We start from the raw sequence: 10993 nt of genomic DNA on the forward strand, positions 1-10993 counted from the left end.
CCTCGGGGCCCGGCTCCTGTCATGTGCGGTCGTCCGGTCAGGACCACCGGGAACGGTTGGCCGGCTAGCGGCCGCCCTGGTTGCGCCGGTTCTCCCAGCGCTCTTCGAGGCGGGCGAGGAAGCCGGAACGACCACCACCACCCTGCCGCTTGCGGGCCTTGCGTGCTCCCCCGTTCGAGGGCTGGACGGTGCCGTCTTCGCCGACGACGCCGACCGGACCCTCCTGCTGCTTCTTGCGCGGTCCGAGGAACGCGAAGACCACACCCGCGAACATCAGCACGAAGCCGATGGCCCCGAGCCACGTACGCGACGTCGCTGCACCGACGACAAGAAGAAGCAGGCCGACGACTACGCCGGCCCCGGACAGCACATAACGGAGCGCGTTACCACGGCCTGTGGACTGGAGCGTGTTGGCCAGCCGCGGGTCGTCTGACGTCAGAGCGCGCTCCATCTGCTCCAGCACCCGCTGCTCGTACTCGGACAGAGGCATCGAGACCCCCGGATCTCGCAAAGGAACAGTGTCCCTTCCAGGATAGGACGACCCGGCCGTCGTTGGTAGTCGACATCCCGGGCATACCCATGACTATAGGGGCAGATCAGTAAAGATGCGTGCCGTTCTTGCGATGTACACCCAGGTCGATCGCCGTTTTCCCAAACTTCTCACGCACCGCGTCGAGCGCGAGCTCGGCCTCGCGCTGCGCTCCGGAGCGCGGATCGACCGCTTCCTCCAGCGTGGGCTGCTGGGCGGAACCGTCGCGTTCCCGGAGGTTTTCACCCCGCACGCCGACCAGCCGCACCGGGAGACCGCCCAGATCGACCGCCGCGACGAGCTCCCGCGCCACGAGATAGATCTCCCGGGCGACGTCCGTGGGCCCGTCCAGCGTTCGCGACCGGGTGAACGTCGCGAAGTCGCTGGAGCGCACCTTCACCGACACCGTGCGGGCCAGCACGCCCTGGTGCCGCAGCCGCGCCGCCACCCGGTCGGACAGCTCCAGCACCTTGCGGTTGACCGCATCGGTGTCGTCCTGGTCGGTGCCGAAGGTGGTCTCGGCGCCGATGCTGTGCTCGCGCTGCTCGGGGACGACGGGGCGCGGGTCCCGACCCCAGGAGAGGTCGTGCAGGTGCGCGCCGCTGACCCGGCCGACGGCCGCCTGCAGGCTCGGCAGGTCCGTGCGGGCCAGCTCCGCGACCGTGGTGATCCCCCACGCGGCGAGCGACTTCTCGGTCTTCTCCCCCACGCCCCACAGGGCGCCGACGGGCAATGTGTGCAGGAAGTCGACGGTGGCGTCCACGGGGACGAGCATCAGGCCGTCCGGCTTGGCGTGCGTGGAGGCCAGCTTGGCCACGAACTTGTTCCGCGCGATGCCCACGGAGGCCGTCACGCCGTGCTCGGCCTCGATGCGCCGGCGCAGCTCGGCGCCGATCACGGTGGGCGGGCCGAGGCGCCGCCGGGCACCGCTGACGTCCAGGAAGGCCTCGTCCACGCTGATCTGCTCCACGAGCGGCGTGACCTCCTGCAGCATGCCCATGACCGAGCGGGACACGTCGCGGTACAGCTCGTGGTCGGGCCGGACCACGACGGCCTGCGGGCACAGCAGGCGCGCCCGCGTCATCGGCATCGCGGACCGGACGCCGAAGGCGCGTGCCTCGTACGTCGCGGCCAGCACGACGCCGCGCTCCTGCGCGCCGACGATGACCGGCAGGCCACGCAGCTCCGGCCGCCGTGCCAGCTCGCAGGACGCGAAGAACGCGTCCATGTCCAGGTGCAGCACCGAGCAGCCGGACTCGTCCGACCCCCAGTCCCGTCTCGCCGCCGCTGACCGCGGCCCCTTGCTCACGAACGTGCTCCGTTCCCGCTCTTGCCCAGTGCTTGTCTGCCGGCCCCGCCGGCGCCGGTCAGGACGCCTCGGGCACCAGGGACAGGCGCTGCGTCGCGAACCCCGTGTCCGGGTCCACGAGCATCGCCACCTCGTCCCGGAAGTCCTCGGCGCACGCGAGCAGCTCGTCCGCCCGCGCAGGCTCCACCTGTTCAGGGCGCCCGGCGTCCACCGCCGCCCGCAGGGGCGCACCGGAGGCGAAGTAGCCCGACCAGGCCGCGAGGTCCGGTTCGGCGTGCGCGAGCATGTCCCACACCGTCCGCGCGCCGGAGCGCGCCGACGGGCGGCCCCGCAGGGCCACGACGGCCGCGGCCGACCGGATGGCCGCGAGGTGCGCGTGCACGAACCGGTCGCCCGGGTCGGCCGCACGCGCGGCCTCGGCGAGCTCCGCGTCCGCCTTGCGCAGCAGGGCGCTGACGCCCGGCGGGACGGCGCGTGGCACGAGCATGCGTGCCGAGACCACGTCCCGCCCGCTCTGAGACTGCATGGTGCCCATCTCGAACCTCCGATCGAACCCCTCGTGCGACACTATCGAACATACGTTCTATCCTGTCAAGCGCACCGCCGGTCCGGGAGACACTGTGCTCATGGCCCGCCGCTCCGCCCGACGCCGCCCATCCTCCTCCGCACCACTGACACTCCCCGCCGAGCTGCCCGTCGGCCCCGTGCCGATCAGCACCGGCACCGCCGAGGTGGTCCGCGACCCCGACTTCCCGCAGCGGGTGACGCTGCACGTCAACGGCGTGCCGAGCTCCAGCCTCGACCTGGCCGACCCCGGTTTTCTCGACTTCGAGTACATGCAGCAGATGGCCGCGTTCGTGGCCCTCCTGCCGCCCGGGCCGCTGCGGGTGCTGCACCTCGGCGCCGCCGGCAGCGCCTTCGCGCGGCACGTGGAGCACGAGCGGCCGGGCTCCCGCCAGCTCGGCGTCGACCTCGACCCCCGCCTCCTGGAGCTCGTGCGCGAGTGGTTCGCCCTGCCACGCTCGCCCCTGCTCCGCCTGCGCGCCGACGACGCGGGGCGCGCCCTGGCCGCCGCGCGCGACGCCTCCTACGACGTGGTGGTCCGCGACGTCTTCGCGGGCGACCGCACGCCGGAGCACCTGGTGGGCACGGGGTTCGCCGCGCAGGCCCACCGCGTGCTGCGCCCCGGCGGCATCCTCCTGGTGAACTGCGCCGACCGTCCGCCGCTGACCACCGCCCGGCGCGAGGTCGCGAGCCTCGCCGAGGCCTTCGGGCCGGACGCCGCGGCGCAGGGCCGGCTCGCCGCCGTCGCCGAGCCCGCGATCCTCAAGGGGCGCAGGTACGGCAACCTGGTCCTCGCGGCCGTCCGCGGGCTGCCCGAGGACCCGCCGCAGGACGACGCCGGGGCGGAAGGCGCGCACGAGGCCGCCCAGGACGCCGCACAGGGCCCTCTGGGGACCCGCGACGCCGTCGAGCTCCCCGACCTCCGGGACGCGCGCCTGGGGCGCGCCCTGCGCACCCTGGCGGTGCCGGCCACGCTCCTGGCGGGCGACGACGCGGCGGCATTCGCCGGTACGGCCGCCCCGCTGGCGACCGCCACCCCGGACCCGGCCTGACACGTCCTTCGGAGCGCGCGAAGAAGGCCGCCCTCCCCGGAGGGAGGACGGCCTTCTCACGAGTTACGTCAGAGCGGCACGACTGCTTCCGCCTGCGGACCCTTGGGACCCTGCGTGATCTCGAACTCGACCCGCTGGGCCTCCTCGAGAGACCGGTACCCGTTGGACTGGATTGCGGAGTAGTGCACGAAGACGTCGGCGCCGCCGCCGTCCTGGGCGATGAACCCGTAGCCCTTTTCCGCGTTGAACCACTTCACAGAACCCTGCGCCATGCTGTCCTTCGACCTTCCGTCCGGGATCCGACGGCGAGCCCGTTGCCCGCCCCCGTGCCGCAATGCTTTCCCGACTTGCTCACGACACGCCGGACGTGGCCTTGGTACGTCACTGCAACGTGCGCCAGTGTGGCATGGACCACTCAAATGTGCCATGGAACACGCACATTTCTGCCGCAGCTATGACACACCGGGCCGTGAAGTTACCTGCAAACCCAGCTCAGACCCTGTTTTCGGGCGCCGAAGTCGGCACTCTCCCGGGGCACCTGGCCGGGAGGTCGGCAGTCTGCCGACGTCGCGGACCGAGACCGGCAGACTGCCGACCTGGCCGGCTCCGGATGCGGGTGGCCGTCGGCCGCGCAGGGGGTCTGCACGGCGACCGAGCGCGAAGTCGGCACGGGTCAGGGGGCTGCCGACCTGGCCGGCACAAGGGCAGGAGCGGGCGTCAGTCGCCGTTCTGCTGTGCGAGGAACCGCTCGAACTCCGCGCCCAGCTCCTCCGCGCTCGGGATCGGTGTGGTCTCCGCGAGCAGGCTCGGCCGGCCGATCGACCGGGCGAAGGCGTCGTACTGCTCCTCCAGCGCCTTGACCACGGCGGCGATCTCGGTCGACTCCGCGACCTGCTTCTCCACCTCGATCTTGGCGTCGGTCGCGGCCTCCTCGAGGCCGGCGACAGCAAGGTCGAGCCCGGTCGCCCGCTCCGTGTGGTGCAGCGCGACCACCGTGGCCGGCGGGTACTGCGACTGCGCCAGGTAGTGCGGCACGTGGACCGTGAAGCCGAGCGCGTCGTGCCCCGCCTCACCGAGGCGGTACTCGAGGAGCGCGGACAGCGAGCCCGGCACCTTCACGCTGCCGAACCACGACGTGTAGTCGTCGACCAGCCCGGGCCGGGTGGCGTGCGCCGTCAGCGACAGCGGGCGGGTGTGGGGCAGCCCCATCGGGATGCCCTGGATGCCCACGACGAGGCTCACGCCGAACCGCTCGACGAGCTGGATCAGCCCGGCCACGACGCGTTCCCACTGCAGGTCCGGCTCGGCGCCGTGCAGCAGCAGGAAGCCCGTGCCCTCGGCGTCGGTCAGGTGGTCGACCGCGAGGTAGGGGGCCTGGTAGTCGGCCCACCGGTCGGAGTCGAAGGTCATGGTCGCCCGCTTGGAGCGGTAGTCGAGCAGCTGGTCGACGTCGAACGTCACCAGACGCTCCACGCGGAACTCGTCGATCAGGTGCTCGACGGCGAGGTCGCCCGCGCTGCCGGCGTCCACGAACCCGCGGACGGCGTGCAGCAGGACGGGCCCGTCGGAGCTGCCGGGCACGCTGCGACCCAGCGTGCGCTCCACCGCTGCCTCGTCGACGTCGTAGATGCCCTGGGGGTCTAGCACGTGCGCTCCCTCGCTCGTCGGAGTACTGCCGATCACCCGATCCGAAAGGGTGTCTGCTCTGGTCCAACGTCGGGACGGCCGGGTGTCTTCCCGTTACGCCCAGAGCGTCGCGAGCAGTTCGACCTCACCTGCCGGGCAGGCGCACCACGGACACGAAGAAGTCGTCGATCTGGCGCACCACGTCGATGAACCGGTCGAAGTCCACCGGCTTGGTCACGTACGCGTTGGCGTGCAGGGAGTATGAGCCCACCACGTCCTCCTGGGCGTCCGACGTGGTCAGCACCACCACGGGGATGTGCCGCAGCATGGGGTCGCCCTTGGCGACGGCGAGCACCTCGAGGCCGTCCATCTTCGGCAGGTTGAGGTCGAGCAGCACCAGGTCAGGGGTCGGCACCTTGGCGTACTGCCCCTGCTTGCGCAGGAATTCCAGCGCGCTCACGCCGTCGCCGACCACGGAGACGTTGTTGGCGACCCGGTGGTCCTCGAACGCCTCGCGCGTCATCAGGACGTCGCCCGGATCGTCCTCCACGAGGAGGATCTCCATCACCTTCTGACCGCTCACGTTGACCACCCGGCCCGTACCTGTCCCATGGAGTCCTCACCGGCGGGCCCCTTCGTCGCGCCCCGCCGTCGGCCCTGGTCAGGCCGCTTCATTGAAGCGTAGTCGACTGGGCCCGTTCGGTCGAAAGGCGCCCCGTTGCGGGTTGCCCCTGCCGCCGGGCCAGGGTGAACCGCACGATGGTGCCGCCGCCGTCCGCCGGCTCGATCCAGATGCGGCCCTTGTGGTACTCCACGATCCGTTTGACCAGCGAGAGGCCGATGCCGGTGCCCGCGTACTGCTCGCGCGAGTGCAGGCGCTGGAAGATGACGAACACCCGCTCCGCGTACTGGGCGTCGATGCCGATGCCGTTGTCCACCACCGAGATCTCCCAGTGCGCCCGCATGCTGCGCACCTCGATCCGCACGTTCGGCGTGCGCTCCGGGTCGCGGAACTTGAGCGAGTTGCCGATCAGGTTCACGAAGATCTGCTGCAGCAGGGCGCGCTCGCCGTGCACCACGGGCATCGGGTCGTGGACGATCTCGGCCCCCGACTCCGCGATCCGCTCCGACAGCTCGGACAGCGCCGCGGTGAGCACGCCCTCCAGCTCCACGTCCTCGCGCGGCACGCCCGTTCGGCCCACGCGCGAGAAGCTCAGGAGGTCCTGGATGAGCCGCTGCATGCGCTTGGCGCCGTCCACGGCGAACTCGATGTACTGGTCGGCGCGCTCGTCGAGCGACCCGCCGTACCGCTTCTGCAGGAGCTGCGTGAAGCTCGCGACCTTGCGCAGCGGCTCCTGCAGGTCGTGCGAGGCCACGTAGGCGAACTGCTCCAGGTCGCGGTTGGACCGCTCCAGCTCGCGCGCCTGCTCGCTGAGCAGCGTGTGCGCGTTCTCCACCTCCTGGTGCGACAGGCGGATCTCCTCCACCTGGTGCACCAGCTCGCGGCGCATCGTCTCCACGTGCATGGCGAGCAGGGCCACCTCGCCCGTGCCGGCGGGCCGGATCTCGCGCCCGAGCACCCCGCTGCTCACCACCCGGACGGCGGCCGTCAGCTCGGTCAGCGGCCGGATCACCCAGGACTCCAGGGCGAGCCACATCATCGTGCCCATCAGCACGACCACGAGCACGAGCGTCGCCACCGCCCCCAGCAACAGCCGCTCCCAGACGGTCCGGGTCTCCACGATCGCGTCCCGCTGCGCCCCCAGCTCGGCCAGGTAGTGGACGACGGCGGCGTTGGCGGCCGCGTACAGGGCGTCGCCCTCGACGGTGGGCGGGGCCGTCCTGAGCAGCTCCATGCGGCAGTCCACCTGGCCCGGCGGCGCCGCCTCGACGGCCGCCACCACCGGTTCGGCGTACTCGTCGAACCAGGCGTCGGTGCGCCGCACCGCCTCCTCGTAGGCCAGCGCCACCTCGGCGTCCGACTGCAGGGCGCGCCGCTCGACGTCGCCCAGGAGCATGATGCGGCCGGTCGACCCGACGGCGCGCGTCCAGGGCTCGAGGGCTGCCTCGTCGCAGGTGGCGCGGTAGGCGCGCAGCGACGAGTCGGCGTCGGCCAGCGCCAGGGAGGCCCGCTCGCCGTCGACCAGGGCCCGGTAGTACGGGCCGTCGGCCCGGGCGTCCAGGCCGCGGGACTGGACCAGGGCGAGCACCGCGACGGCGAGCGCCAGCACGAGCATGGCCGCGACCGCGCCGAGCAGCCGCGCGAGGCGACGACGCATCGACACACCGGTGAACCGGTGCTCGTCCGGCACCAGAGTCATGCCCGCGACCACTCCACCGAGTCGGCCAGGGTCGAGGTGCGTTCACCGGGCTCGGTGGCGCCGGCGCCGGCCCAGCCGACGAAGAGCAGCGCGGCGTCGTCCACCAGGGGGCCGCCGTGCAGCGCGCGCACCCGGCGCAGCACGCGGGTCACCACCTCGTCGGTGCCCTGGTCCATCTCGTGCTCGACGACGCTGCGCAGGCCGTGCGCGCCGAGGCGCGGCATCCGGCCGTGGGCGCTGGGCGGCAGGACGGGCGTGCCGCCGGGGTCTGCGCCGACGGCCGCCTCGACGAGCCCGTCGGTGTAGAGCACCGCGGTCCACACCTCCGGCAGGCGGACGCGGTGCGCGGTCCAGGTGCCCTCGACGGGGATGCCGAGCGCGCGGCCGCGGTCCGACGAGGGCAGCTCCTCGCACTTGTGGGTGGCGGCGGCCTCGCCGTCCGACGCCTGCGGCACCACGAGCAGCGGCGGGAGGTGCCCGGCGAGGTAGACGTCCATGTGCGTGCGGTCCGCCGAGATCACGGCCTGGCAGATGGTGACGAACACCTCGGGGCGGCCGCGCTCGGCCAGGAGGACGCGCTCCAGCAGGGGCAGGACGTCGTCCGCGGGCGTGTCGGCGAGCACGAGGGTGCGCCACGCCGTCCGCATGGCCGCGCCGAGGGCGGCCTCGTCCGGGCCGTGCCCGGCGACGTCGCCGATGACCGTGACCAGGGTGCCGTCGGGGCGCTCGACCGTGTCGAAGAAGTCGCCGCCGAGCAGGCCGTTGCCGCCCGGCAGGTAGCCGACCATGACCGAGACCCGCTCGTCGGTGACGAGCTCCTTGGGGAGCAGCGCGCGCTCCAGGCGCGTGGTCTCGGCCGCGCGCACCTCGCTGCGGAACAGCGCGATCTGCTGGGCGGCGGACCGGCGGCGCAGCGTCGCGTAGCGCAGGCAGCGGGCGAGCCCGTCGCCGTCGACGTCGCCCTTGACCAGGTAGTCGTCGGCGCCGTTCGCGACGGCGGCGGAGCCCAGGTCGTTCGACGTGTTCCCGGTGAGCACCACGACGGCGGGCTGCACGGGCAGCACCTCGATGCCCTCGATGACGCGGCGCAGGGCCTCCAGCCCCTCGGCGTCGGGCAGGCCCAGGTCCAGCAGCAGGCAGTCCACCGAGACCATGGACAGGATGCCGAGCGCCTCGTCCACGGAGCGGGCGCGGTGCAGGTCGGCGCGCAGGTCGGCCTCGACGTCCGCGTCGGCCAGCAGCTCGCTCACGAGGAACGCGTCGGCGTCGTCGTCCTCGACCAGGAGCACCGAGATGGGGCCGTCGAGCCGGGCCGGGCGCGCCTCGGGTCCTGACCCGCCTCCGGGCCTCGCAGATCCCGCCCCGCCCAGTGCCATGGCGGCGATCCTATCCAGCGAGATGACGCCGTGTCAGCGGACAGGCCGACGGGTGGGCAATAATGGTCGGCCGGTTGATTACGACCGGAAAGATCGCGCTGGTGGAAAACGGAGGCTCCCTGGTGGCACACGGAGGTAGGGCGTGACGGGAATCGCGGGCGAGCTCGCCCACGAGCAAGCAGTCGTCGACACGATGTACGTCCGCTTGGACACCCTGCGCGGCACCACCGCGAACCGGCTGCGGGACGTCCGCCTGGCGGGCTCCACGGGCACGCACCAGAACCGCAGCGAGCGGGACGCGTTCGCGACCCTCTACGAGGACCGCGCCGCGCAGCTCGACGCCGTCGAGGACCGCCTGGTCTTCGGCCGCCTCGACCTCGCGGAGGGGTCCGAGGACGGCGCGGTGACCCGGTACGTGGGGCGCATCGGGCTGACCGACGCCGAGCACCGGTCCATGCTGACCGACTGGCGCGCCCCGGCCGCCGAGGCGTTCTACCGGGCCACGGCGCTGCACCCGGGCGACGTGCGGCGGCGGCGGCACCTGGTGACCAAGGGCCGTTCGGTCACGGGCCTGGAGGACGAGGTCCTGGACCTCGACGGCGACATCGACGCGGACGCGCTGTCCGGCGAGGGCGCGCTGCTGGCAGCGATGGCCCAGGGCCGCACCGGCCGGATGACGGACATCGTCGCGACCATCCAGGCCGAGCAGGACCGCATCATCCGCTCCGACCTCTCCGGCGCGCTGGTGGTCCAGGGCGGGCCCGGCACCGGCAAGACGGCGGTGGCGCTGCACCGCGCGGCGTACCTGCTGTACGCGCACCGGCGCCTGCTGGAGCGCTCCGGCGTGCTGGTGGTCGGCCCGTCGAGCGCGTTCCTGCGGTACATCGACCAGGTGCTCCCCTCGCTGGGCGAGACCGGCGTGGTGTCCACCACGATCGGCGACCTCGTCCCGGGGATCCGGGCGACCGCCGTGGACGAGGGGCAGGTGGCCCGGCTCAAGGGCCTGCTGCTGTGGCGCAAGGTCATCCGCCGGGCCGTGCGGGCGCGCGAGCGCGTGCCGCGGTACGACGTCGAGGTGCGGGTCGAGGGGCACGACTTCGTGATCCGCCCGCGCGACGTCGCCGACGCGATCGCGCGCGCCCGCCGCACGCACAAGCCGCACAACCTGGCCCGCGCGTCGTTCGTGCGCGACATGCTCGGCCGCCTGGCCGACCAGTACCGCGACTTCGACGGCGCCCCGCTGTCGTCCGAGGACCGCGCGTCGGTGACGGAGGACCTGCGCTCCGACCGGGACGTCCGCGTGGCGCTCAACCTCGCCTGGCTGCCGATCACGCCGGAGAAGCTCGTCTCCGACCTGTACGCCAAGCCGCATCGGCTGGCCGAGGCCGCGCCGGAGCTGTCCGAGCGCGAGCGGCGCCTGCTGATCCGGGAGGCGGGCGCGCCGTGGACGGAGTCGGACGTGCCGATCCTGGACGAGGCGTACGAGCTGCTCGGCGAGGACGACTCCGTGGCGCTGGCCGAGGCCCGCCTGCGGGAGGCCGAGCAGGCCCGCGAGGTCGAGTACGCGCGCAGCGTGCTGTCGGCGAGCGGCGCGGGCGGCGGCCTGGTCGACGCCGAGACGCTCGCGTCCCGGTTCGCCGCGAGCGGCCCGTCCCTGACGACGGCGGAGCGCGCCGCCGGCGACCGCTCCTGGACGTACGGCCACGTGGTGGTCGACGAGGCCCAGGAGCTGTCCCCCATGGCCTGGCGGGCGCTGGTGCGCCGGGTGCCGACGCGGTCGATGACCATCGTCGGCGACGTGGCCCAGACGTCGTCCGCGGCCGGGGCGCGCAGCTGGGACCGCATGCTCACCCCGCTGCTGCGCGACGGCTGGCGCCTGTCGGAGCTCACGGTCTCCTACCGCACGCCGTCCACCGTGGCCGACACCGCTCAGCGGGTCGCGCGGGCCGCGCGGCTGCCCGTCTCGGACCTGCGGGCCGCGCGCGACGTCGAGGGCTCCCTCGACGTCGTCCCCACGCCGGCAGGCCCGGACGGCCTGCCGGACGACGGCGTCGTGGTGGCCCAGGCGCTGGCCCTGGTCAAGGAGCTGGTGGGGCCCGACGCCGGCCGGGTGGCCGTCGTCGCGCCGGCGGGCGGAGTCGCGCGCCTGGCCGAGGCCGTGGCCGGGGCGCTGGCCTCGGGCGTCGGCGCCGAGGAGGGCGCGCGCCAGTCGGCCC

At 73.2% G+C, this 10993-nt stretch carries 10 protein-coding genes; 2 read left to right on the forward strand and 8 right to left on the reverse strand.

Translation table 11 applies throughout. The features are described 5' to 3' along the window. Positions 1–64 precede the first annotated feature (64 nt). From ACFWEJ_RS22140 to ACFWEJ_RS22150, 3 genes are all read right to left on the reverse strand, one after another. Complete coding sequence (locus tag ACFWEJ_RS22140; RefSeq protein ID WP_377231349.1) at positions 65–490, reverse strand: DUF3040 domain-containing protein; 426 nt, start codon at positions 488–490, stop codon at positions 65–67. A gap of 106 nt (positions 491–596) precedes the next feature. Then, positions 597–1838 (reverse strand): DNA polymerase IV, encoded by a 1242-nt coding sequence (locus ACFWEJ_RS22145; protein ID WP_377231350.1) that lies wholly within the window; start codon positions 1836–1838, stop codon positions 597–599. A gap of 58 nt (positions 1839–1896) precedes the next feature. Next, complete coding sequence (locus ACFWEJ_RS22150; RefSeq protein ID WP_377231351.1) at positions 1897–2364, reverse strand: SAV_6107 family HEPN domain-containing protein; 468 nt, start codon at positions 2362–2364, stop codon at positions 1897–1899. A gap of 100 nt (positions 2365–2464) precedes the next feature. Between ACFWEJ_RS22150 and ACFWEJ_RS22155 the strand changes: the two genes are divergently transcribed. Beyond that, positions 2465–3454 (forward strand): spermidine synthase, encoded by a 990-nt coding sequence (locus ACFWEJ_RS22155; RefSeq protein WP_377231352.1) that lies wholly within the window; start codon positions 2465–2467, stop codon positions 3452–3454. A gap of 68 nt (positions 3455–3522) precedes the next feature. On the opposite strand, the gene ACFWEJ_RS22160 is transcribed toward ACFWEJ_RS22155, so the two are convergent. The 5 genes from ACFWEJ_RS22160 to ACFWEJ_RS22180 all read right to left on the reverse strand — a co-directional run bounded on the left by ACFWEJ_RS22160 (position 3523) and on the right by ACFWEJ_RS22180 (position 8777). Beyond that, the gene (locus ACFWEJ_RS22160) at positions 3523–3726 is read right to left on the reverse strand and encodes a cold-shock protein (protein ID WP_020016705.1); all 204 of its coding nucleotides are present in this window, start codon (positions 3724–3726) and stop codon (positions 3523–3525) included. 445 nt (positions 3727–4171) lie between these two features. Next, positions 4172–5101, reverse strand: a complete 930-nt coding sequence (locus ACFWEJ_RS22165) for a proteasome assembly chaperone family protein (RefSeq protein ID WP_377231353.1) — start codon at positions 5099–5101, stop codon at positions 4172–4174. Positions 5102–5225: 124 nt separating this feature from the next. Continuing rightward, complete coding sequence (locus ACFWEJ_RS22170; protein ID WP_285101664.1) at positions 5226–5645, reverse strand: response regulator; 420 nt, start codon at positions 5643–5645, stop codon at positions 5226–5228. 106 nt (positions 5646–5751) lie between these two features. Continuing rightward, positions 5752–7401, reverse strand: a complete 1650-nt coding sequence (locus ACFWEJ_RS22175) for an ATP-binding protein (RefSeq protein ID WP_377231354.1) — start codon at positions 7399–7401, stop codon at positions 5752–5754. After that, positions 7398–8777 (reverse strand): PP2C family protein-serine/threonine phosphatase, encoded by a 1380-nt coding sequence (locus ACFWEJ_RS22180; RefSeq protein WP_377231355.1) that lies wholly within the window; start codon positions 8775–8777, stop codon positions 7398–7400. The genes ACFWEJ_RS22175 and ACFWEJ_RS22180 overlap by 4 nt, the downstream gene beginning before the upstream one ends. A gap of 142 nt (positions 8778–8919) precedes the next feature. Between ACFWEJ_RS22180 and ACFWEJ_RS22185 the strand changes: the two genes are divergently transcribed. After that, the coding region (locus tag ACFWEJ_RS22185) for a HelD family protein (RefSeq protein ID WP_377231356.1) at positions 8920–10993 on the forward strand (2074 nt) is incomplete at its 3' end.

The organism is Promicromonospora sp. NPDC060204 (assembly GCF_042728455.1).
GTDB lineage: Bacteria > Actinomycetota > Actinomycetes > Actinomycetales > Cellulomonadaceae > Promicromonospora.

Coding starts and splice junctions, on each gene's coding strand:
- ACFWEJ_RS22140 (WP_377231349.1), bottom strand. CDS start 490: ATGCCTCTGTCCGAGTACGAGCAGCGGGTGCTGGAGCAGATGGAGCGC.
- ACFWEJ_RS22150 (WP_377231351.1), bottom strand. CDS start 2,364: ATGCAGTCTCAGAGCGGGCGGGACGTGGTCTCGGCACGCATGCTCGTG.
- ACFWEJ_RS22155 (WP_377231352.1), top strand. CDS start 2,465: ATGGCCCGCCGCTCCGCCCGACGCCGCCCATCCTCCTCCGCACCACTG.
- ACFWEJ_RS22160 (WP_020016705.1), bottom strand. CDS start 3,726: ATGGCGCAGGGTTCTGTGAAGTGGTTCAACGCGGAAAAGGGCTACGGG.
- ACFWEJ_RS22170 (WP_285101664.1), bottom strand. CDS start 5,645: ATGGAGATCCTCCTCGTGGAGGACGATCCGGGCGACGTCCTGATGACG.
- ACFWEJ_RS22175 (WP_377231354.1), bottom strand. CDS start 7,401: ATGACTCTGGTGCCGGACGAGCACCGGTTCACCGGTGTGTCGATGCGT.
- ACFWEJ_RS22180 (WP_377231355.1), bottom strand. CDS start 8,777: ATGGCACTGGGCGGGGCGGGATCTGCGAGGCCCGGAGGCGGGTCAGGA.